The sequence below is a fragment of the Blastococcus sp. SYSU DS0539 genome (assembly GCF_054050855.1).
The window spans coordinates 23,203-43,329 of record NZ_JBJHAF010000004.1 but is presented as its reverse complement, the minus strand read 5'-3'; the positions used below and the strand labels follow the sequence as shown (position 1 = coordinate 43,329).

24 protein-coding genes and 2 pseudogenes are annotated in these 20,127 nt (G+C 75.9%); 15 read left to right on the top strand and 11 right to left on the bottom strand.

Annotated features, from left to right (window positions below; all coding sequences use genetic code 11):
• Positions 1-188 precede the first annotated feature (188 nt).
• From ACI790_RS06450 to ACI790_RS06420, 7 genes are read left to right on the top strand one after another with little or no spacing between them, the layout of a single operon-like run.
• On the top strand, positions 189-581 hold the full coding sequence (locus ACI790_RS06450; protein WP_456568965.1) for a TOBE domain-containing protein: 393 nt from the start codon (positions 189-191) through the stop codon (positions 579-581).
• On the top strand, positions 578-1,408 hold the full coding sequence (gene modA, locus ACI790_RS06445; RefSeq protein ID WP_456568964.1) for a molybdate ABC transporter substrate-binding protein: 831 nt from the start codon (positions 578-580) through the stop codon (positions 1,406-1,408). Before ACI790_RS06450 ends, modA begins: the two co-directional genes overlap by 4 nt.
• Entirely contained in the window at positions 1,405-2,208 is an 804-nt protein-coding gene (locus ACI790_RS06440) for an ABC transporter permease (RefSeq protein ID WP_456568963.1), read from the top strand. Before modA ends, ACI790_RS06440 begins: the two co-directional genes overlap by 4 nt.
• Positions 2,205-3,251: an ABC transporter ATP-binding protein gene (locus ACI790_RS06435; protein WP_456568962.1), complete on the top strand. Its 1,047-nt coding sequence runs from the start codon at positions 2,205-2,207 to the stop codon at positions 3,249-3,251. The genes ACI790_RS06440 and ACI790_RS06435 overlap by 4 nt, the downstream gene beginning before the upstream one ends.
• Positions 3,252-3,300: 49 nt before the next feature.
• Positions 3,301-3,870 (top strand): nucleotidyltransferase family protein, encoded by a 570-nt coding sequence (locus ACI790_RS06430; protein ID WP_456568961.1) that lies wholly within the window; start codon positions 3,301-3,303, stop codon positions 3,868-3,870.
• A 24-nt stretch (positions 3,871-3,894) separates the two neighbouring features.
• Positions 3,895-4,365 (top strand): molybdenum cofactor biosynthesis protein MoaE, encoded by a 471-nt coding sequence (locus tag ACI790_RS06425; protein WP_456568960.1) that lies wholly within the window; start codon positions 3,895-3,897, stop codon positions 4,363-4,365.
• Positions 4,362-5,102: an alpha/beta-hydrolase N-terminal domain-containing protein gene (locus ACI790_RS06420; protein WP_456568959.1), complete on the top strand. Its 741-nt coding sequence runs from the start codon at positions 4,362-4,364 to the stop codon at positions 5,100-5,102. Before ACI790_RS06425 ends, ACI790_RS06420 begins: the two co-directional genes overlap by 4 nt.
• Before the next feature lie 6 nt (positions 5,103-5,108).
• On the opposite strand, the pseudogene ACI790_RS06415 reads toward ACI790_RS06420, so the two are convergent.
• A pseudogene (locus tag ACI790_RS06415) lies at positions 5,109-5,237 on the bottom strand (hypothetical protein); the annotation flags it as partial.
• Between ACI790_RS06415 and ACI790_RS06410 the strand changes: the two are divergent.
• Positions 5,216-5,359: pseudogene (locus tag ACI790_RS06410) on the top strand (alpha/beta-hydrolase family protein); the annotation flags it as partial. The pseudogenes ACI790_RS06415 and ACI790_RS06410 overlap by 22 nt on opposite strands.
• Positions 5,360-5,371: 12 nt before the next feature.
• Here the strand turns inward: ACI790_RS06410 and ACI790_RS06405 are convergent.
• The 6 genes from ACI790_RS06405 to moaA are packed head-to-tail and all read right to left on the bottom strand — an operon-like array spanning position 5,372 to position 9,067.
• Entirely contained in the window at positions 5,372-6,052 is a 681-nt protein-coding gene (locus ACI790_RS06405; protein WP_456568958.1) for a CPBP family intramembrane glutamic endopeptidase, read from the bottom strand.
• A 37-nt stretch (positions 6,053-6,089) separates the two neighbouring features.
• Positions 6,090-6,935, bottom strand: a complete 846-nt coding sequence (locus tag ACI790_RS06400; protein ID WP_456568957.1) for an SMP-30/gluconolactonase/LRE family protein — start codon at positions 6,933-6,935, stop codon at positions 6,090-6,092.
• Between the two features lie 4 nt (positions 6,936-6,939).
• The gene (locus ACI790_RS06395) at positions 6,940-7,449 is read right to left on the bottom strand and encodes a GAF domain-containing protein (RefSeq protein WP_456568956.1); all 510 of its coding nucleotides are present in this window, start codon (positions 7,447-7,449) and stop codon (positions 6,940-6,942) included.
• A 51-nt stretch (positions 7,450-7,500) separates the two neighbouring features.
• Positions 7,501-7,695 (bottom strand): hypothetical protein, encoded by a 195-nt coding sequence (locus tag ACI790_RS06390; protein WP_456568955.1) that lies wholly within the window; start codon positions 7,693-7,695, stop codon positions 7,501-7,503.
• A gap of 41 nt (positions 7,696-7,736) precedes the next feature.
• Complete coding sequence (locus ACI790_RS06385) at positions 7,737-8,006, bottom strand: MoaD/ThiS family protein (RefSeq protein ID WP_456568954.1); 270 nt, start codon at positions 8,004-8,006, stop codon at positions 7,737-7,739.
• 5 nt (positions 8,007-8,011) lie between these two features.
• Positions 8,012-9,067, bottom strand: coding sequence for a GTP 3',8-cyclase MoaA (moaA, locus tag ACI790_RS06380; RefSeq protein WP_456568953.1), 1,056 nt, complete (start codon positions 9,065-9,067; stop codon positions 8,012-8,014).
• Positions 9,068-9,215: 148 nt separating this feature from the next.
• Between moaA and ACI790_RS06375 the strand changes: the two genes are divergently transcribed.
• Both ACI790_RS06375 and ACI790_RS06370 read left to right on the top strand, forming a co-directional pair.
• Positions 9,216-10,466 carry an MFS transporter gene (locus ACI790_RS06375; RefSeq protein ID WP_456568952.1) on the top strand — a complete coding sequence of 417 codons (1,251 nt, stop codon included), beginning with the start codon at positions 9,216-9,218 and terminating at the stop codon, positions 10,464-10,466.
• A gap of 56 nt (positions 10,467-10,522) precedes the next feature.
• On the top strand, positions 10,523-11,380 hold the full coding sequence (locus ACI790_RS06370) for an aldo/keto reductase (protein ID WP_456568951.1): 858 nt from the start codon (positions 10,523-10,525) through the stop codon (positions 11,378-11,380).
• 92 nt (positions 11,381-11,472) lie between these two features.
• Here ACI790_RS06370 and ACI790_RS06365 read toward each other — a convergent pair whose 3' ends face one another.
• The 3 genes from ACI790_RS06365 to ACI790_RS06355 all read right to left on the bottom strand — a co-directional run bounded on the left by ACI790_RS06365 (position 11,473) and on the right by ACI790_RS06355 (position 13,750).
• Positions 11,473-11,856 carry a GntR family transcriptional regulator gene (locus ACI790_RS06365; RefSeq protein WP_347058530.1) on the bottom strand — a complete coding sequence of 128 codons (384 nt, stop codon included), beginning with the start codon at positions 11,854-11,856 and terminating at the stop codon, positions 11,473-11,475.
• On the bottom strand, positions 11,853-12,725 hold the full coding sequence (locus ACI790_RS06360; RefSeq protein ID WP_456568950.1) for a hypothetical protein: 873 nt from the start codon (positions 12,723-12,725) through the stop codon (positions 11,853-11,855). Before ACI790_RS06360 ends, ACI790_RS06365 begins: the two co-directional genes overlap by 4 nt.
• A gap of 212 nt (positions 12,726-12,937) precedes the next feature.
• Positions 12,938-13,750 (bottom strand): DUF3097 domain-containing protein, encoded by an 813-nt coding sequence (locus tag ACI790_RS06355; RefSeq protein WP_456568949.1) that lies wholly within the window; start codon positions 13,748-13,750, stop codon positions 12,938-12,940.
• A 360-nt stretch (positions 13,751-14,110) separates the two neighbouring features.
• Here ACI790_RS06355 and ACI790_RS06350 point away from each other — a divergent pair, with 360 nt between their 5' ends.
• Positions 14,111-14,908 carry a PRC and DUF2382 domain-containing protein gene (locus ACI790_RS06350; protein WP_456568948.1) on the top strand — a complete coding sequence of 266 codons (798 nt, stop codon included), beginning with the start codon at positions 14,111-14,113 and terminating at the stop codon, positions 14,906-14,908.
• Between the two features lie 91 nt (positions 14,909-14,999).
• Here the strand turns inward: ACI790_RS06350 and ACI790_RS06345 are convergent, their stop codons facing one another.
• Positions 15,000-16,295: a M18 family aminopeptidase gene (locus tag ACI790_RS06345; RefSeq protein WP_456568947.1), complete on the bottom strand. Its 1,296-nt coding sequence runs from the start codon at positions 16,293-16,295 to the stop codon at positions 15,000-15,002.
• Between the two features lie 74 nt (positions 16,296-16,369).
• Here ACI790_RS06345 and ACI790_RS06340 point away from each other — a divergent pair, with 74 nt between their 5' ends.
• The 4 genes from ACI790_RS06340 to ACI790_RS06325 are packed head-to-tail and all read left to right on the top strand — an operon-like array spanning position 16,370 to position 20,072.
• On the top strand, positions 16,370-17,257 hold the full coding sequence (locus ACI790_RS06340) for an AAA family ATPase (protein WP_456568946.1): 888 nt from the start codon (positions 16,370-16,372) through the stop codon (positions 17,255-17,257).
• On the top strand, positions 17,250-18,377 hold the full coding sequence (locus ACI790_RS06335) for a vWA domain-containing protein (RefSeq protein ID WP_456568945.1): 1,128 nt from the start codon (positions 17,250-17,252) through the stop codon (positions 18,375-18,377). Before ACI790_RS06340 ends, ACI790_RS06335 begins: the two co-directional genes overlap by 8 nt.
• Positions 18,370-19,491 carry an XdhC family protein gene (locus ACI790_RS06330; RefSeq protein WP_456568944.1) on the top strand — a complete coding sequence of 374 codons (1,122 nt, stop codon included), beginning with the start codon at positions 18,370-18,372 and terminating at the stop codon, positions 19,489-19,491. The genes ACI790_RS06335 and ACI790_RS06330 overlap by 8 nt, the downstream gene beginning before the upstream one ends.
• Positions 19,488-20,072 carry an MOSC domain-containing protein gene (locus ACI790_RS06325; protein ID WP_456568943.1) on the top strand — a complete coding sequence of 195 codons (585 nt, stop codon included), beginning with the start codon at positions 19,488-19,490 and terminating at the stop codon, positions 20,070-20,072. The genes ACI790_RS06330 and ACI790_RS06325 overlap by 4 nt, the downstream gene beginning before the upstream one ends.
• Positions 20,073-20,127 lie beyond the last annotated feature (55 nt).

The following is a 20,127-nucleotide window of genomic DNA, read 5'->3' as shown; positions in this document are numbered from 1 at the left end:
GAGCCGCTCCCTATTCGGCATCTCCTGGTAACGACTTGATGACGAAAGAACCTGCGCAACGATCCGGCGACATCGGGCGTCAGAAGCGCGGGCCGCGGGTACTGGAGCGACCCTTCGTCCCCGATGCATCCGCGCGTGCGGGGGAAAGCCGGTTACGGCATCCGCAGCTGCGGATCTAGGCTGCGGAGGTGCCCGCCAGCTACCGCATCGCCGAGGCCGCCGCGCTGCTCGGCGTCAGCGACGACACAGTCCGCCGCTGGATCGACTCCGAGCGGCTGACCGCCTCCCGCGAGGGTGGCGGGCCGGCCGTCGTCGACGGCGCGGAGCTCGCGCGGGTCGCCGTCGGGCTGCGCGACGCCCCCGAGCCGGGGACGACGCCGTCGTCGGCCCGCAACCGGCTCACCGGCATCGTCACCAGGGTCGTGCGCGACACCGTGATGGCGCAGGTCGAGCTCCAGGCCGGGCCGTTCCGGCTCGTCTCGCTGATGTCCCGCGAGGCGGCCGACGAGCTGGGGCTGGAGCCGGGGGTGCGGGCAGTCGCCACGGTCAAGGCCACCCAGGTCAGCGTGGACGTGCCGTGAGGCGCCGGCCGGCCGCGCTGCTCCTGCTCGGCGCGCTCCTGCTGGGCGGGTGCGGGAGCACCGGCGGTGATGCGCCGCCCGGCGTGGCCGAGGGCGGGCCGGGAGGAACCGGCGATCCCGGCATGACGGGCACGCTCACCGTGCTCGCGGCGGCGTCGCTCACCGACGTGTTCGCCGAGCTGGAGGAGCAGCTCGAGGTCGCCAACCCGCAGCTGGAGGTGCGGGTGAGCTCCGCCGGGAGCTCCGCGCTGGCGGCCCAGGTGCTCCAGGGGGCCCCGGCCGACGTGCTCGCCACGGCGGACGAGGCGCAGATGGCGCGGGTGGTCGACGCCGGGCTGGTCGCCGACCCGGAGGTGTTCGCGGAGAACCCGCTGGTGCTGGTGACGCCGGCGGAGAACCCGGCCGGCGTCGAGCAGCCGGCCGGCCGGGCCGGCATCCCCGGTCTGGCCGACCTGCTCCCCAGGGACCTCACGCTCGCCGTCTGCGCGCCGGAGGTGCCCTGCGGGGCGGCCGCCGAGCAGGTGCTCACCGCCTCGGGCGCCCGGGCCACCCCCGACACCTACGAGGACGACGTCCGTGCGGTGCTCACCAAGGTCGTCCTGGGAGAGGTGGACGCCGGGCTGGTCTACCTCTCCGACGTCCGCGCCGCGGGGGACGACGTGCGCGCGTTCGACTTCCGCGAGTCGTCCGCCGCGGTCAACCGCTACCCGATCGGCGTCCTCGAGGGCGCGGGCGACCCGGCGGCGGCGCAGGCGTTCGTCGACCTCGTCCGGTCCCCGGAGGGGCAGCAGGTCCTGGCCGACGCCGGGTTCCTGCCACCGTCGTGAGCCGCGCCGGCGAGACCACCCGGGTGCCGGCGCCGCTGCTGGTCCCGGCCTCGCTCGCCGTCGCCTTCCTCGTCCTGCCGCTGGCCGGGCTGCTGGTCCGCACGCCGTGGTCCGAGCTCGGCACCCAGCTGGCCGCGCCCGGGGTCGGCGAGGCGCTGCGGCTGTCGCTGGTCTCCGCCACGCTCGCCACCGCCCTCTCGCTGCTGCTCGGCGTCCCCCTGGCGTGGGTGCTCGCCCGCTCCCGAGCGCGGGGCCGGTCGGTGCTCCGGGCGCTGGTGACCGTGCCGCTGGTCCTCCCGCCGGTGGTCGGGGGCGTGGCGCTGTTCCTCGTGCTCGGGCGGCAGGGGATCGTCGGCGCCTGGCTCGACGACGCCTTCGGGCTCACCATCCCGTTCACCACCGCCGCCGTGGTGATCGCCGAGACGTTCGTGGCCATGCCGTTCCTCGTCATCAGCGTGGAGGGCGCGCTGCGCGCCGCCGACGGCCGCTTCGAGGAGGTCGCGGCCACGCTCGGCGCCGGCCGCTGGACCAGCTTCCGCCGCGTGACCCTGCCCCTCGTCGCGCCGGGGATCGCCGCCGGCGCGGTGCTGTGCTGGGCCCGCGCGCTGGGCGAGTTCGGCGCCACCATCACCTTCGCGGGCAACTTCCCCGGCACCACGCAGACGATGCCGCTGGCGGTCTACCTGGCGCTGCAGCGGGACCCGGACGCGGCGGTCGTGCTCTCGGTGGTCCTGCTGGCCGTCTCGCTGGCCACCCTCCTGCTGCTCCGGGACCGCTGGCTCGGCCGGGCGCCGGCATGAGCCTGGCCGCGACGGTCGACGTGCGGCGGGGCACGCTGCACCTCGGCGTGCGGATCGAGGTCGCCGACGGCGAGGTGCTCGCCGTCCTCGGACCCAACGGGGCCGGGAAGTCCACGCTCGTGCGCATCCTGGCCGGGCTGCTGCGCCCCGACTCCGGCCGGGTCGTCGTCGACGGCGAGGTCTGGGACGGCGACGGCGCGTACGTCCCCGCCCACCGGCGGCGGCTGGGCATGGTGTTCCAGGACGCGCTGCTCTTCCCGCACCTGAGCGTGGCCGACAACGTCGCCTTCGGGCTGCGGACCCGCGGCACCGGCCGGGGCGCCGCGCGGGCGGCCGCCGGGGAGTGGCTGGCCCGGGTGGGGCTCGAGGGGCTCGGGAGCCGGCGGCCGGCCGAGCTCTCCGGCGGTCAGGCGCAGCGGGCGGCGCTGGCCCGCGCGCTGGTCGGCGACCCGGCCCTGCTGCTGCTCGACGAACCGCTCTCGGCGCTGGACGCGCGCACCCGGCTGGTGGTGCGCGCCGAGCTGCGCCGGCACCTGGCGGGGTTCGGCGGCAGCACCGTGCTGGTCACCCACGACCCGGTGGACGCGATGGCGCTGGCCGACCGCGTCGTCGTCGTCGAGGAGGGCCGGGTGGTGCAGGCCGGGACGCCGGCCGACGTCAGCCGCCGTCCGCGCACCGACTACGTGGCCCGGCTGGTCGGCCTGTCGCTGCTGCCGGGCACCGCCGCGGCCCGGGTGGTGCGGCTCGACGGCGGGGGAGCGGTGGCGGTGGCCGAGGAGGCGGCCGGCCCGGTGTTCGCGGCCGTCCGTCCCGAGTCGGTGTCCCTCTACGCGGCCCGCCCGGACGGCAGCCCGCGCAACGTCTGGCCCCTCCGGCTGGCGGGGGCGACCCCGCACGGCGCCACGGTGCGGTGCGAGCTGACCGGCGAGGTCCCGCTGATCGCCGACGTGACCGCCACCGCCTTCGCGGAGATGGGGCTGACCGCGGGCGCCGAGGTGTGGGCGAGCGTGAAGGCCTCCGAGGTCGCCGTCTACGCCCGCTGACCCACCCCGGCACCCTTGGTCGCGCGGGAGGGGCTGGGAGAGTGGCGGGATGACCACCGCCGCCGTCGTCCTCGCCGCCGGGGGCGGCCGCCGCTACGGGATGCCGAAGGCGCTCGTCGAGTACGAGGGCAGCCTGCTGGTGGAGCGGGCCGTGGCGACGGCGGTGGCCGTGTGCGACCCGGTGCTGGTGGTGCTCGGGGCGCGCGCGGTCGACGTCTGGCGCAGCGCCCGGCTGGAGAGCGCCGTCGTGCTCGCCAACAAGGACTGGGAGACCGGGATGGCCTCCTCGCTGCGCACCGGCCTCGACGGCCTGCGCGGCTGGCCCGGGCGGATCGACGCGGCGCTGATCACCCTGGTGGACATGCCCGGCATGACGGCCGGGGCGCTCGCCGCCGTCGCAGCGCACGCGGCGCCGGACGCGCTCGCCGTCGCCACCTACGACGGCGTGCGGGCCCATCCGGTGCTGCTCGGGCGTGACCACTGGGCGGGCGTCGCGGAGACGGCCACCGGTGACGAGGGGGCCCGCCGGTACCTGGCCGGCCGGGACGTCGTCGAGGTCGACTGCACCGGGCTGGCCGATCCGGCCGACCTCGACGTGCCCCCGCCCGGGGCCGGGTGAGCAGTCGCGGTCGTTCCTGACGGCGTGTCCGCGCGCGCCGGCGACCACGACTGCCCGGTCGACGGCGGGAGTACCTTCGGCCCCGTGATCGCCCGGGTCGTCGATGCGCCGCTGTCCGTCGCCGAGCACGAGGACGCCGTCGCGGACAAGGCGGCCGGCGCGGTCGTCTCCTTCGCCGGCGTGGTCCGCGACCACGACGGCGGCCGGTCGGTGACCGAGCTGGAGTACGTCGGGCACCCGAGCGCGGCCGACGTACTCACCGAGCTAGCCGAGGAGTTCGCCGCCCGTCCCGGCGTGCACGCCGTCGCCGTCAGCCACCGAGTCGGCCTGCTCGGCATCGGCGACGTCGCGCTGGCCTGCGCGGTCAGCACGTCACACCGCGGCGAGGCGTTCAGCGCCTGCGCCGAGCTCGTCGACGAGGTGAAGAAGCGGCTGCCGATCTGGAAGCGGCAGGTATTTACCGACGGCGAGGAGGAGTGGGTCGCCTGCCCGTGACGGCCGCGCGCGGGCCGCTCGCCGCCTGGGCGTGGTCGGACGAACGGCTCGGCGCGGGGACCTCCGGCCCGGTGCCGTTGCTGGACCGGCCCGGCTGGCGGGCCCTGCGGGCCGACGCGACCGGGCTGGTGGTGGCGACGCTGTTCGCCCTCCTGGCGATGACGCCGTCGATCCTGCCGCGGAACTGGGTGTTCCAGCCCGTCGTCAGCGGGGTGTCCGCCGCCGCGGGCTACGGCGTCGGGGTCGGCCTGGGCTGGCTGCTCCGGCGCACCGGCGTGTACCGGAGGACCGCGGCGCCCATCCGGCGCCGGGCACCCCGCCTCCCCCGCCGGGCGTGGGCGGCGCGGCTCGTCGCGGTCCCCACCAGCCTGGTCGTCGTGCTGGTGGTGGCGTCGGACTGGCAGCGGCAGACCGCCGCGCGCGTGGGGATGGAGCCGGAGACCAGCGCCGGCTGGTTGCGCGCCGCACCGCTGATCGTCGTGCTCGCCGCGACCATCGTCGCCGCCGTCCGCGGCCTGCGCCTCGTCGCGCGCGGGATCTCCGCGCTGCTGCGCCGCTGGATCAGGCTGCCGCGGGGTGTCGCCCAGGGCGTCGCCGCGGTGGCGGTGGTGCTGCTGACGGTCGGGATCGTCGACGGCGTGGTGCTGCGGTGGGCGCTCACCGCGGCGGACACCAGCTTCAGCGTCGGCCACGAACTCCTGGCCGTAGGTGCCGAGCGTCTCCCACGGGGACAGTGACGACGGCGAGCCCGACCGCTCCGGGAGCTGCGGCTGCTCGACCCCTTCGGGCGTCGTGTCGTTGGCGGCGGCCCGTCCCGGGAACGCATGGCGACGGCGGCCAGGTCTCCGCGGACCTGACCAACGCGGCGTCACCACCGATGGGGTACGGGCACAACTACGGCGCCCAGCTGGTCGATGCGTGGACGATCATCGCGCCACCGCCGGGCTGGACGGCGGCCGACACCGAGCGCGCCCGCGCCGTCTTCCTCGACTGACGCCGGGCCGGCTCACCGCGCGGCGGCCGCGGCCAGCAGCCCGAGGCTGTTGGTGCCCAGGTGCAGCCCGACGGGGGCCAGCAGGCTGCCGCTGCGGAACCTGAGCCAGGCGAAGACCAGTCCGCCGAGGCCGGTCACCAGCACGGTTCCGGCAGCGGAGGCGCTGCGCAGCAGCGGCGCCACCTCCGCCCCCGCGCGCAGGGCCGGGCCGAGGTGCCAGAGCCCGAAGGCGAGTGCGGTGACCGCCCCCGCCGGTCGGGCCGGCAACTGCCGCCGGGCCAGCGCCAGCAGGACGCCGCGGAAGGCGATCTCCTCGCACAGCACGGTGCCGACCGGGATCAGCACCACGGCGCGCGCGACGACCTCGCCGGTGGTCATCCCGGCGGCCGCGGACCCGGCGAGGGCGGCGCGCCCGGCGGGCGTCGCCAGGGCCACGAGGTACCCGGCCGTCGCGACGGCGAGCGCCGCGCCGCCCCAGCGGGCACCTGCGCGCCAGGTCGCGCGGTCGACCCCCAGCTCGCGGGACGTCAGCCCGGCCCGGCGCGCGACCGACACCAGGGCGACGGTCGCGGCGACGTTGGCCAGCGTCCGTACCGCGGGAGCCGTGGGCAGGGCGGGGACGACGACGGCGCTCCAGGCGAGCAGCCCGGCGGAGGTGGTGGCCAGCGGCCACCAGCGACGGCCCACCGTCATCGCGGGCCGGGCAGCACGGGGCACCCCGGTCCGCGGCTCACCCGGCGAACTCGCGGACCGGGACGCCGGGCACGTCGACGTCGACGCGGAACAGCGAGCCGGCGCGCGGGTCGTCGTCCGGGCCCAGGTCCTCCCGCGAGGTGGTGACGAACAGCTGGTCGAGCGCCGGGCCGCCGAGCGTGCAGGCCGTCACCTTGGGCGTCGGGATCTCGACCACCGCGTCACGCCGGCCGTCGGCGTCGTAGCGGTGCACGGCCCCGCTGCCGTACAGGGCCACCCAGACGCCGCCGGCGCTGTCGACGGTGAGGCCGTCGGGGTTGCCGTCGTCGGGGAAGCGCACGAACGGGCGGCGGCCGGTGAGGCCGGTGTCCCGGTCGTAGTCGAAGACGTCGATGCGGTGGGTGGCGGTGTCGGCGTAGTAGGCCCGTGACCCGTCCGGGCTCCAGTCCAGGCCGTTGGAGACGGTGAGGTCGCCCAGCACCCGGGAGACGGTGCCGTCGGGGTCCAGCCGGTACAGCGCGGCGTCGCCCGGCCGCTGGTCGTAGGCCATCGATCCGCACCAGAACCGGCCGTCGGGGTCGCAGCCCCCGTCGTTCATCCGGATCGAGCGGTCGTCCCACACCGGGTCGAGCGTGGTCTGCGTGCCGTCGGCGTCCAGCAGCGCGAAGCCCCGCTCGACGGCGACGACCGCTCCGCCCCCGCGGCGGGGCCGCAGCGCCGCCGCGACGTCGCCCACGTGGGTGCGGCGGGCCGTTCCGTCCGGGTCCAGCGCCAGGACGTCGCCGGCGAGCATGTCGACCCACCGCAGACCACCCCAGGAGGCGGACCAGACCGGCCCTTCGCCGTGGTGGCAGACCGGACCGGTCAGCTGCTGTGCGCGCACCCGGTCAGCACACCATCTCCGCGCCGGGCTCGCCCGGCAGCCCGGGCGGATCCCAGCCCGCGGCCATCAGCGTGCTGAGCATGCGCGCGGCGGTCTCCACGACGGCGAGCTCTCGGGCGGCGCTGCGCGGCTTGGCCCGGTAGGCGACGCCGCACAGCGTCCCGAACAGCTGCAGGTCCCGGGTGACCAGCGGGATGCCGACGTAGGCGGCGACGTCGCGCAGGGGCCCCGACGTGCGCGAGGCGTACTGCGGCACGGCGGCCGTGACCGTGGCCAGCCGGGGAGCGTTGCCCTCGATCATCTGCCGGCAGAAGCTGCGCTCCCACGGCAGTTCCATGCCGGGGCGCACGGCCCGGTCGGGATGGGCCAGGAGCACGATCTGGCGGTCGTCGACCACCTGGGTGACCAGCCAGACGTCCCACCCGACGTGGTCGGCCAGGAACGCGAGCACGCCCTCCGCGGCCGAACACCAGTCCGGCCACGGCGCGACGTCCGCGATGCCCGCCGGAACCATGCCGTCCGTTATTCCCCGGAACGGCGGCGGCCAACCGCCAGCGGGGCGGGATCAGCGGGCGCCGGCGAGCCCGTCGTCGTCGCGATTCTCGTCGCGCTCGGCCTCGGCCTCCTCGGCCTCGGCCTCGAGCCGGTGCGCCTCGCCGTCGATCTTCGCGGCGGCGTCGCCGTGCGACTCGCCGTACAGCTCCTCGGCCCGGCCGTACAGTTCCTCGACCTTCGCCTTCGCCTTGTCAAAGATGCTCATGGGTCGCATTCTCCTGGACCCGGCAAGCCCCGGCGCAGGCGTCAGCCCCCGGCGAACGGCGGGAGGACGTCGACCACCGACCCCGGCGCCAGCGTGGCCGCCCGGTCGCGGGTCTGGGTGCCGTCGACCAGGAACGAGCAGGCGGTGAGCACCCGCTCCAGCCGCTCGCCGTGGTCGGCCACGATCTGCCCGACCAGCTCGTCGAGGCTGCCGGCCTCCCGGGCCTCGGTCTCGACGCCGGCGGCCGCGCGGGCCCCGGCGAAGTACCGCACCGTCACGGTCGCCGCGGCCGAGGGGTGGGCGGAGGACACCGGCCTCAGCCCCCGATCGCGGACATCGGGCGGACGGGCTGGAGGAACGAGGGGTCGTCGATGCCGTGGCCGGGCAGCTTGCCGAGGGTGGCGATCCGCCACCGGTCGGCGATCTCCTGGTCGGTGGCCCCCGCACGCAGCGCCGTCCGCAGGTCGGACTCGTCCCGGGCGAACAGGCAGTTGCGGATCTGCCCGTCGGCGGTCAGCCGGGTGCGGTCGCAGGAGCCGCAGAACGAGCGGGTCACCGAGGCGATGACGCCCACGGTCGCCGGGCCGCCGTCGACGAGCCACCGCTCGGCCGGCGCGGAGCCGCGCTCCTGGGTGTCGGGGGTGAGGGTGTGGGCGGCGCTGAGCTGCTCGAGGATGTCCTCGGCGGTGACCATCTCCCCGCGGGTCCAGGCGTGGTGGGCGTCCAGCGGCATCTGCTCGATGAACCGCAGCTGGTAGCCGTGCGCCAGGCAGTAGTCCAGCAGCGGCAGCGCGTCGGCCTCGTTCAGCCCGCGCATGAGCACCGCGTTGACCTTCACCGGGGTCAGCCCCGCCGACTGCGCGGCGGCCAGCCCGGCGAGGACGTCGTCCAGCCGGTCCCGGTGGGTGAGCTGCTTGAACCGGTCCCGGTCGACGGTGTCCAGGCTGACGTTGATCCGGTCCAGCCCCGAGGCGGCCAGCGCCGGGGCCACCCGCGCCAGGCCGATGGCGTTGGTGGTGAGGCTGACCTCCGGGCGCGGCTGCAACGCCGTGACCGCGGCGACGATGCCCACCAGGCCCGGGCGCAGCAGCGGCTCTCCGCCGGTGAAGCGCACCTCGCGGATGCCCAGCTGCTCGACCCCGATGCGCACCAGCCGGACGATCTCCTCGTCGGTGAGCACCTCGACCTTGGGCAGCCAGTCCAGCCCCTCGGGCGGCATGCAGTACGTGCAGCGCAGGTTGCAGCGGTCGGTGAGCGAGACCCGCAGGTCGGTGGCGGTGCGGCCGTACCGGTCGACCAGGCCGCCGGAACCCGCGGCTCCCGCGCCCACGGCAAGCCGCACCGTGGGATCGGGGAGCGAGGCGCTGGTCATGGGCCGAATGTAGCCGCGACCGCCGACGGATGTGGGCCGGAGATCACGGCGACCCCGCCGGGGGAGCGTTGCTACGGTCGCACAGCCACCCGAGAGACCGGCGGAGGACGTCCCGCACTCGCCTGTGGCCAGGAAGCGCGAGAGAACCGTGTCGGCCCGCACCGTCTTCAGTCCCTACCGTCGTCTGTTCGCCGTCCCGGGAGCCCTGCCGTTCTCCCTCGCCGGCTGGGTGGGGCGCCTCCCGGCGCCCATGCTCGGCCTGGGCGCGGTGCTCCTGGTGGAGCAGGAGACCGGCAGCTACGGGCTGGCCGGCGCGGTGTCCGGCAGCCTGGCGCTCAGCTACGGCATCGCGGGTCCGCAGTGGGCCCGCGCGATGGACCGGCGCGGGCAGGGCGCGGTGCTGCGCTGGGCGATGGCCGCGTTCCTGCTCGCCGGCGTCGGCTTCGTCGCCACCGTCGTCGCCGGCGGGCCGCTGTGGAGCTGGTTCCTGCTGGCCGCGGCGGCCGGGGGCAGCAGCCCGAACATCGGCTCGCTGGTGCGCGCCCGGTGGTCGGCGGTGCTCGACCCCGCCGGGCGGCAGACCGCGTTCGCCTTCGAGGCGGTCGCCGACGAGGTGGTGTTCGTCGTCGGCCCGCCGCTGGTGACGCTGCTCGCCACGCTGATCGCCCCGTCCGTCGGCTTCCTCACCGGCGTGGTCCTGGGCGCCGTCGGCGGGCTCTGGCTGGCCGCGCTGCGGGGCACCGACCCGCCGGCGCACCCCGTCGTCGCCGGGTCGCGGGTGCCCTGGTGGGCGGTGCTGACGCCGACGCTGCTGGTCGTCGTCGTCACCTATCTCGCGGTGGGCACGGTGTTCGGCGCGATCGACGTCGTGGTGGTCGCCTTCGCCGAGGCCCAGGGGGCGCCCGCGCTGTCCGGCGCGGTCCTGGCCGTCTTCGCGGCGGGGAGCCTGCTGGCCGGGCTGGCCTACGGCCTGGCGCCGCTGCCCGGCACGCTGGCCGCCCGGTTCGTCGCGACGGCGGTCGCCTTCGGCCTGGCCGCCCAGCTGCTGTGGGGCGTCGGCTCCCTGCCCGTGCTGGTGGGCTGCGGGTTCCTCGCCGGCCTGACCATCGCACCCGTCCTGGTCTCGGGCACGTCCCTGGTGGAGTCCCGGGTGGTCCCGGGCGTGCTCACCGAGTCGCTCGCCTGGACCATCTCCGGCCTCACCCTCGGGGTCACCGTCGGATCGGCGCTGGCCGGCGCGGCGGTGGACGCCTGGGGCGCCGAGGCCGCGTTCGCGGTGCCCGCCGGCGCGGCCGCGGCCGCCGCGCTGCTCGCGCTGGCCGGCGCCCGGGCGGTGCGAAACGGGACGGCGGCAGGTGGGGTCGGCCACGTCCGGGTTGAGCGACCGGTCGGCGGGTAGCCGGGGACGAGGCCGATCGCGCGCAACCGATCGCGCGGCCTCCCCGACCGGAAGGAATGCCTGTGGCTGCCACGCCCGCCCCCGGAGTGCCCACCATCGCCCTGAACAACGGCGTCGAGATCCCGCAGCTGGGCTTCGGCGTCTACCAGATCCCGCCGGACCAGACCGCCGAGGCGACCCGCACGGCGCTCGAGATCGGCTACCGGCACATCGACACCGCGCAGATGTACGGCAACGAGGCCGAGGTCGGCCAGGCCGTGCGCGAGTCCGGGATCGACCGGGCCGAGGTCTTCGTGACCAGCAAGCTGAACAACAACCGGCTGGAGCGCGACGACATCCTGCGCTCGTTCGACCAGAGCCTGGAGGCCTTGGGCTTCGACTACCTGGACCTCTTCCTCATCCACTGGCCGCTGCCCGCCGCGAGCGACTACGTGGCCCGCTGGAAGGCGCTCGAGGAGATCTACGCCGGCGGCCGCGCGAAGGCGATCGGTGTCTCCAACTTCCAGCCGCACCACCTGCGGAACCTGTTCGCCGCGTCGGAGGTCCGGCCGGCCGTGAACCAGGTGGAGATCCACCCCTACCTCGTTCAGGACGAGCTGCGCGCCTTCGACGCCGACCACGAGATCGTCACCGAGGCGTGGGCGCCGATCGGCCAGGGGAAGGTGCTCGGGGACCCGGTGCTCGGCCGGATCGCCGAGCAGCTGGAGCGGACCCCGGCCCAGGTGACGCTGCGCTGGCACATCCAGCGCGGGGACGTGGTATTCCCGAAGTCGGTCACCCGCAGCCGGGTGGAGGAGAACTTCGCGATCTTCGACTTCGAGCTCGACACCCAGCAGATGAACGCCATCACCGCGCTCGACCGCGGCGAGCGCGGTGGTCCGGACCCGGACCAGTTCAACTGGATCCCGAGCTGACTCGACGTCCTGGCTCACCTCATGGGGTCCTGGCTCGGCGTCGACCGTGAGCCAGGACTCCTGATGACCAGGTCACCTGATCATCAGGGGGCTCAGCTGGTCGCGGTGCGCAGGAGGGCGGCGCGGACGACGGCCACCACGGTGGCGTCGTCCACGCCGTCCTCCCGCGCCGCCCGGGCCAGCGCCTCCGCGGCGGCGCGCACCCGGTCCTGCTGGACCCGGACGCCGCCGGTGACGACGGTGCCGGTGCGCCGGCGGCTGGCCACCAGCCCGGCCGCCTCCAGCTCCGCGTAGGCCCTGGCCACGGTTCCGACGGCCACCCCCAGGTCGGCGGCCAGCGCCCGCATCGTCGGCAACCGGCTGCCGGAGGGGAGTAGGCCACCGTGCACGGCAGCGGCGATCTGGCCGCGGATCTGCTCGTACGGCGGCGTCGGGCTGCCGACGTCGACGGTGAGCGCCGGTGGTTCCGGGGTCATGCCGCGGCCGGCACGCGGTCGGCCGGGACCCCGGGTGCGCGCCAGCACGCGACGACCGCGCCGCCGAGCATGCCCGCCAGGCCGGCCAGGGTCGCCGTCGCGGGGGCGCCGTCGTGCCATGGGCCGGCCGAGCCCGTGTGCAGGCCGTGCAGCGCGGTCCCGCCCACGAACAGGAGTCCTCCGGCGACGAGCAGGGTGACGCCGGCGGCGATGCGCAGCACGCGGTGCGCGGAGGCGCGGCGCAGGGCGTCCTCGATCCGCTCGTCCTCGGTCGCCACCGCCGGGCGCAGGGCGACCACCCGGAGGGCCAGCGCGGCAGCGACCGCGAGCACCAGCAGCCCGGCGGCGGCCGGCCGCCCGTAGAAGAGCCCGGGGAAGGGGCTCGCGGAGGCGGAGGAGAAGGCGTCGGCCGCGTAGCTGACGCTGCGCCCGTCGGGTGCGGCGAGGAGCGCTCCGCCCACGATGGTGAGCACGGCGAGGCCGGCGGCGAACGCGCCGGTGCGCACCAGCCACCGCGGCGCGGCGTGGAGCGGCCCCCGCCGCACCAGCCGGGCCCGCCGCACGTCCCCGGCCGGCCGCGGCCAGGTCAGCTCGCCGAGTGCCAGGACGACGACGTGCACGACCCCGAACGTCAGGAGCGTGAGCAGGATGGTCACGCCCAGCCCGCCCGGCGCGGTGTTGCCGACCTCGGCCTCGAGGACGACCAGGGCCGCGGCTGCACCGAGGACGTACGCGGCGGCGGCGGTCCGGGTGGCGTGCCGGCGGGCGGCGGCGACGGCGTGCTCCCGGCTGGGTGGCGACCGGCGCGCCGCCCCTGCACCGACGACCGCGGCGAGGACGAGGAGCAGCAGGAGCGGCACGCCGGCCATGTCGACCTCCACACAATCAATGGCTCAAGGAATTGAGACATTGGTTGAGTGGTCGGCCGGTGTCAAGGGGCCGGGCGGTGTCCCGACGTGCTGGTGCTGCTTGCCGGCTGTCTCCCGCCTGCAGGGGGAAGGGGAGGCGTCCTGGCTCACCGTCCGGGGTCCTGGCTCACCGTCCACAGTGAGCCAGGACCCGGAACGATCAGGTCACCTGATCATCGATCGGTGGTGACGAAGTCGATGAGCTCCTCGACGCGGCCGATCAGGGTGGGCTCGAGGTCGGTCCAGACCTTCACGCGGGCGAGGATGCGCTGCGCCCACACGTAGCCGGTGTCGTCCTCCCACCCCAGCCGCTTGCAGACGCCGGCCTTCCAGTCCTCGCCCTTCGGCACGGTCGGCCACGCCGCGATGCCGACGACGGACGGCTTGACCGCCTGCCAGATGTCGATGAACGGGTGGCCGACGACGAGCGCGTGGTCGCCGGTGACCTGCGCGGCGATGCGCGACTCCTTGGAGCCGGTCACCAGGTGGTCGACGAGCACGCCGAGCCGCCGTCCCGACGACGGGCGGAAGTCGCGGACGATGCCCGGCAGGTCGTCGACGCCGTGCAGCGGCTCGACGACGACGCCCTCGATCCGCAGGTCGTGGCCCCAGACCTTCTCGACCAGCTCGGCGTCGTGCTTGCCCTCGACGTAGATCCGGCCCTCGCGGGCGACGCGCGCCCGGGCGCCCACGACGTAGGTCGAGCCCGAGGCGCTGCGCTGCGGGCCGGAGGGGGCGTGCTGCTTCGGCCGCACGAGCCGGACCGGCCGGCCGTCGACCCAGAAGCCGGGCCCCAGGGGGTAGGCGCGGACCTTCCCGAACCGGTCCTCCAGGTGGACGACGTCCTTCTCGCAGCGCACCACGGCGCCGACGAACCCGCTGCTGGGGTCCTCGACGACGACGTCCTTCAGGGCTTCGACCTCGGGGGTCGGCTTCTTCTGGGTGCGCGGGTGGACGAGGTCGTCGTACGGCGAACGGGGAGGCACGTCCCCCATGCTGAGCACGCCCGGCGCCCCGTCGCGGGCGGCGCGCCGATCGGCCGCGCACCCGATCTGCCGGCCCCCGCGCGGGCGACACGCCCGGGCAGTGGAGATTTACGCAAGGTGACGACTGATACGGCCGTTGCCGCGCGCAACGCCCGACCCGGTTGTGCCCCACCATCCCCCGCCTGACCTGCGTCGATGCCGTCGATCGGGCGTCGGAGCAGCCCGGAGCGGGCCGGCCGGGCGGGGTGGGCGCCCCGCCCGGTGCGCAGTCGATCTCGCTGGTCTCGTTTCGCGGCGATCATCCCGGTCACCCATCTCTGCGACGAACGAATCCCGAGCCTGGATAGGAGCGACAAGACGATGATCGGAACCGAGACCATCAGCCGAGTGATCGGCCAGGACGTCTACGACACCGAGGGTCAGAAGATCGGGTCGGCCTCCGAGGTGTACCTCGACGACGAGACGGGTCAGCCGGAGTGGGTCACGGTGAAGACCGGACTGTTCGGGACGAAGGAGTCCTTCGTCCCCATCCGTGACGCCGACCTCACCAACGACGGCGTCCGCGTAGCGGTCAGCAAGGACCGCGTCAAGGACGCGCCGAAGATCGACACCGACGGTCACCTCTCCCCGCAGGAGGAGCAGGAGCTGTACCGGTACTACGGGCTGGGCACCGGCACGACCGAGACCACGGGCCGGACCGAGACCACGGGCGTCGCCGGCACCACCGGCCGGACCGACACCGCCGGCACCGTCGGCCACGACACCTCCGGGCCCACCACGGACAACGCGATGACGCGGTCCGAGGAGCACCTCAACGTGGGCACCCGCACCGAGGAGACCGGCCGGGCCCGCCTGCGCAAGTACGTGGTCAGCGAGAACGTGACCGAGACCGTCCCCGTGACCCACGAGGAGGTCCGCCTCGAGCGCGAGCCCATCACCGACGCCAACGTCGGCAACGCGATGGACGGGCCCGCGATCAGCGAGGAGGAGCACGAGGTCGTGCTCCACGGCGAGCGCCCGGTCGTCGAGAAGGAGGCCGTCCCGGTGGAGCGCATCCGCATGGACAAGGAGACGGTCACCGAGCAGACCCAGGTGAACGAGACCCTCCGCAAGGAAGAGGTCGAGGTCGAGGGTGGCGACGAGAACCGTCGCGTGTGACCCTCTCCCGGCGTACGCGCCGGGGCACTGACGCACGGCGGCCGACCGAGACCAGACTCCGGTCGGCCGCCGTCGTCGTGCGCGGGGCGGCTCAGCTCCGCAGGCAGGTGGCGAGGGCCCCCACCATCAGCGGGACGTCGCGGGCCGAGGCGAGCTCCCGGCACGAGTGCATGGCGAGCATCGGGGCGCCGATGTCGACCGTGGCGACGCCCAGCCGGGTCGCCGTCAGCGGGCCGATGGTGCTCCCGCACGGGAGGTCGGCCCGGGTGACGAAGGTCTGCACCGGGACGCCGGCCTCGTCGCAGCGCTCGGTGAACCAGCCGCCGGAGGCGGCGTCGGTGGCGTAGGCCTGGTTGGCGTTCACCTTCAGCACCGGCCCCCCGCCGAGCTCCGGCCGGTGCGCCGGCTCGTGCCGCTCCGACCGGGTCGGGTGGACGGCGTGCGCCATGTCTGCCGACACCAGCACGGAGCGGGCCAGCGCGCGCTGCGCCGCCTGCGCGTCCGCCGGATCGGTCGCCGCGGCCAGCCGCCGGACGACGTCCTCGAGGAAGCTGCCGCGCGCGCCGGACATCGAGCCGCTGCCCACCTCCTCGTGGTCGTTGCAGACCAGCAGCTGGGTGCGCGGCCCCGCCGGCGCCGCGAGCAGCGCCAGCAGCCCGGAGTGGCAGCAGGCCAGGTCGTCCAGCCGGGGCGCGGCCACCCAGGAACCGTCCGCCCCGGCCCGCGACGAGGGCTGCGTGTCGGCCAGCACCAGATCGGTCCCGACGACGTCGCCGACGCCGACCCCGGCCGCGGCGGCGAGCGCCTCGGTGAGCCCCGGCCCGGTTCCGAGGTCGCGGTCCCAGACCGGCACCAGGTGCTGCTGCGGGTCGAGGGTCAGCCCCTCGCGGACGCTGCGGTCCAGGTGGATCGCGAGGGAGGGCAGCCGCAGCGGCGCGCCGGGCAGCCGGACCAGTCTCGTGTCGCCGCCCCGCAGGACCAGCCGCCCGGCGACGGTCAGCTCCCGGTCCAGCCAGGTGTGCCAGAGGCCGCCGCCGTAGGGCTCGACGCCCACCAACCGGTACCCCGACTGCCGGACGTCGGTGCGCGGGCGCACCTTGAACGTCGGCGAGTCGGTGTGCGCGCCGACCAGCCGCAGGCCGGTCTCCGCCAGCGGGCCGCTGCCCATCCGGAAGGCGATCAGGCTGCCGTGCCGGAACACGAAGTGCTGTCCCCCGGGCGCCGGCGCCCAGGAGTCGCCCTCGGCGAGCTCGGTGAACCCGGCGGCCCGGAGCCGGCGCGCCAGCTCGGCGACGGCGTGGGCGGGGGACGGCGAGGCGTCGACGAACGCCCGCAGGTCGTCGCCGAGGGCGAGCTCGTCGGTCGGGGCGGCATCCGTCGTCGGCATGCCCGCCATCGTGCCCGACGCCCGGACGACGACCGGGGGCGCGGGAGGGACCGCGCGGGTGGGATGCTCGCGGGGTGAGCCAGCCCACCGTCCCCGGGAGTCCTGCCGAGCTGTCCGCCGCGCTTGAGGGCACCGGCTACCTGCCCGACGAGGGGCTGACCACCGCCGCCTACCTGGCGCTGGCCATGCACCGCCCGCTGTTCCTGGAGGGGGAGGCCGGCGTCGGGAAGACCGCGCTGGCCCAGGCCCTGGCGCAGATCACCGGCCGGCCGCTCTACCGGCTCCAGTGCTACGAGGGGCTGGAGGCCAGCCAGGCGCTCTACGACTGGGACTTCGGCCGCCAGCTGCTGCACCTGCGGGCCGCCGAGGCCGCGCAGGCCGCCGACGACCCCGCGCGGCTGGAGGCCTCCCTGTACGACCGCCGGTTCCTCCTGGCCCGGCCGCTGCTCCAGGCGCTGGAGGACTCGCCGAGCGTGCTGCTCGTCGACGAGGTGGACCGCGCCGACGACGAGTTCGAGGCGTTCCTGCTCGAGGTGCTGAGCGACTTCACCATCTCCATCCCCGAGCTCGGCACGGTCCGGGCCGAGACGCCGCCGCTCGTCGTGCTCACCTCGAACCGCACCCGCGAGGTGCACGACGCGCTCAAGCGGCGCTGCCTCTACCACTGGCTGGCGCACCCGGACTTCGACCGCGAGGTGGCGATCCTCCGCCGCCGGCTGCCGCAGGTCACCGACCGGCTGGCCCAGCAGGTGGCCCGGGCGACGGCGACGCTGCGCACCCTCGACCTGCTCAAGCCGCCCGGGGTCGCCGAGGCCATGGACTGGGCGACGGCGCTGCACACGCTGGGGGCCCGCGACCTCGATCCCGATCTCGCCGCCCGCACGCTCGGCGCGGTGCTGAAGTACCGGGAGGACACCGAGCGGGTGCGGTCGCTCGCGCCGGAGGCCCTCTTCGGTGGCTGACGGTCCGGGGACGCAGGTGGCGCGCGACGTCGTCGACACCGTGCTGGGGTTCGCCCGCACGCTGCGGCACGCCGGCGTGGCCGCCTCGCCGGACCGGGTGGAGGCGATGCTCGGCGCGCTCGCCCACCTCGACGTCCTCGCGCCCCCTGCCGTCTACTGGGCCGGCCGGCTGACGCTCTGCTCGGGCCCCGACGACCTGGACCGCTACGACGCCGCCTTCCTCGCTTGGTTCTCCGGGCAGCGGCCGCGGCCGGCCCCGCCCAGTGCCCAGGTGCCACCCCGGCTGGCCGTGAGCGCGCCGCTGGACGCCGGCACCGGGGAGGGCGACGACACCGACACCCCCGACCTCGCCGCGCGGGCGAGCGCCGACGAGGTGCTGCGGCACCGCGACGTCGCCGGGCTGACGGACGCCGAGCGCGCGCACCTGCGCCGGCTGTTCGCCCTGCTCGTGCCCGCCTCGCCGATGCGGCCGGCCCGGCGGCGGCGGCCGGCCGCCCACGGCGGGGTGCACCCCGCCCGGACGGTGCGGCGGGCGCTGCGCGACGGCGGGGAGGTCAGCCGGCTGATGCACCGCCGGGCGCGGCCGCGCGTCCGCCGCGTCGTGCTGCTGATCGACGTCTCCGGGTCGATGACCCCGTACGCGGACGCCCTGCTGCGGTTCGCCCACGTCGCGGTGCGGGCCCGGCCGGCGTCGACCGAGGTGTTCACCATCGGCACCCGGCTGACCCGGGTCACCCGCGAGCTGCGGCTGCGCGACCCCGACCGGGCGCTGGCCGCGGGCGGTCAGGCGATCCCCGACTGGTCCGGCGGCACCCGGCTCGGCGAGGTGCTCAAGGCCTTCCTGGACCGGTGGGGCCAGCGGGGCACCGCGCGCGGAGCGGTGGTCGTCGTCTGCAGCGACGGCTGGGAGCGCGGGGACGCCGCGCTGCTGGGGGAGCAGATGGCGAGGCTGCGGCGGCTGGCGCACGCCGTGGTCTGGGTCAACCCGCACAAGGGCCGGGACGGGTACGAACCGCTCACCGGTGGGATGCAGGCGGCGCTGCCGTCGGTGGACCACTTCGTGGCCGGGCACAGCATGGCCGCCTTCGAGGAGCTGTCAGGAGTGATCGCGCGTGCGTGACGTGTTGGACGACCTGGTGGGCTGGTGGCAGGCGGGGGAGACCGTCGGCGTGGGGACGGTGGTGGGCACGTGGCGTTCGGCGCCGCGGCCCGCCGGCGCGTCGATGCTCGTGGGGCCGGACGGGACGGCGGTGGGCAGCGTCTCCGGCGGCTGCGTCGAGGGCGCGGTCTACGAGGAGGCGAAGGACGCCGTCGAGACCGGCGAGCCCGTGCTGCGCCGCTACGGCGTCAGCGACGACGACGCCTTCTCCGTGGGTCTGACCTGCGGCGGGATCCTCGACGTGTTCGTGGAGCCGGTGTCGCGGGAGTCGTTCCCCGAGCTCGGGGAGGTCGCGGAGTCGGTGGGGCAGCACGAGCCGGTCGCCGTCGTCACCGTGGTCGCCGGCCCGGACGACCGGCTGGGTCGCCGCCTGGTGCTCTGGCCCGACCGCGCCTCGGGGACGCTGGGCTCCGGACGGCTCGACGACGCCGTCGCCGCCGACGCCCGCGGGATGCTGGCCGCCGGGCGCACCGCCCTGCTGCACGTGGGCCACGACGGCGAGCGGCGCGGCGACGACCTGACCCTGTTCGTGAACTCCTTCGCCCCGGCGGCCCGGATGGTCGTGTTCGGCGCGATCGACTTCGCCGCCGCCGTGGCCCGGGTGGGGGCGTTCCTCGGCTACCGGGTGACCGTCTGCGACGCCCGGCCGGTGTTCGCCACGCCGAAGCGGTTCCCGGAGGCGCACGAGGTGGTGGTCGAGTGGCCGCACCGCTACCTGCAGGCCGAGCTCGAGGCCGGGCGGATCGACGAGCGCACGGTGCTGTGCGTCCTCACCCACGACCCGAAGTTCGACGTCCCGCTGCTCGAGGTGGCCCTGCGCGCGCCCGTCGCCTACGTGGGCGCGATGGGCTCGCGGCGCACCCACGACGAGCGGCTGGTGCGGCTGGCCGAGGCGGGGCTCACCGCCGAGGAGCTGGGCCGGCTCTCCTCGCCGATCGGGCTGGACCTGGGCGCCCGCACCCCGGAGGAGACCGCGGTGTCGATCGCCGCCGAGATCATCGCCGGGCGCTGGGGTGGCACGGGGGAGCGGCTGGCCGAGACCGCCGGCCCGATCCACCGCACCGCCGAGCGGTGAGCGGGAGCCCCATCCTCCCGTACCGCTACGACGTCGAGGTCGTGGGGCTGCTGGCCTCGCCGGTGCACCGCTACGACGGCCGGCCCGGGACGGCGGTGCCCGAGCAGGCGGAGGACCGGCGGGAGCGGCTGGAGGTCCGGGCCGGGATCGGCGTCGTCGGCGATCGCTACGCCGGCCGGCCCGCGCACCGGGACGCCCAGGTGACGGTGCTGGCGGTGGAGTCGCTCGAGGCGCTCGCCGCGGAGCTGGGGGTCGCGCCGTTCGACCCGTTGCCGGCCCGGCGGAACGTGGTGCTGCGGGGGGCCGAGGTGGAGGCGCTGCGCGGGGCGGAGTTCTCGCTCGACTGCGGCGAGGGGGCGGTGCTCCTGCGCGGCGGGCGCCCGGCCAACCCGTGCGCCTGGATGGACACCGTGCTGGCGCCCGGTGCCCACCGCGGCCTGCGGGGGCGCGGCGGGGTGCGGTGCGCCGCCCTGTCCGATGGGGCGCTGCTCCCCGGATCGGCGGTGCTGCGCAGCGCCGTCCGGCTGGATCCCGCGGCGGCCGGCCGGGTCCGGCGCCCGGACCTCCGGCACCGCGGCTGACGAGGGGGGGGTTCCCGACCGCATCGGGGCAACCGCGGCCTCCTCCGCGGTGCCA

Coding starts and splice junctions, on each gene's coding strand:
- ACI790_RS06435 (WP_456568962.1), top strand. CDS start 2,205: ATGAGCCTGGCCGCGACGGTCGACGTGCGGCGGGGCACGCTGCACCTC.
- ACI790_RS06370 (WP_456568951.1), top strand. CDS start 10,523: ATGCCTGTGGCTGCCACGCCCGCCCCCGGAGTGCCCACCATCGCCCTG.
- ACI790_RS06405 (WP_456568958.1), bottom strand. CDS start 6,052: ATGACGGTGGGCCGTCGCTGGTGGCCGCTGGCCACCACCTCCGCCGGG.
- ACI790_RS06365 (WP_347058530.1), bottom strand. CDS start 11,856: ATGACCCCGGAACCACCGGCGCTCACCGTCGACGTCGGCAGCCCGACG.
- ACI790_RS06395 (WP_456568956.1), bottom strand. CDS start 7,449: ATGGTTCCGGCGGGCATCGCGGACGTCGCGCCGTGGCCGGACTGGTGT.
- ACI790_RS06430 (WP_456568961.1), top strand. CDS start 3,301: ATGACCACCGCCGCCGTCGTCCTCGCCGCCGGGGGCGGCCGCCGCTAC.
- ACI790_RS06360 (WP_456568950.1), bottom strand. CDS start 12,725: ATGGCCGGCGTGCCGCTCCTGCTGCTCCTCGTCCTCGCCGCGGTCGTC.
- ACI790_RS06350 (WP_456568948.1), top strand. CDS start 14,111: ATGATCGGAACCGAGACCATCAGCCGAGTGATCGGCCAGGACGTCTAC.
- ACI790_RS06345 (WP_456568947.1), bottom strand. CDS start 16,295: ATGCCGACGACGGATGCCGCCCCGACCGACGAGCTCGCCCTCGGCGAC.
- moaA (WP_456568953.1), bottom strand. CDS start 9,067: ATGACCAGCGCCTCGCTCCCCGATCCCACGGTGCGGCTTGCCGTGGGC.
- ACI790_RS06390 (WP_456568955.1), bottom strand. CDS start 7,695: ATGAGCATCTTTGACAAGGCGAAGGCGAAGGTCGAGGAACTGTACGGC.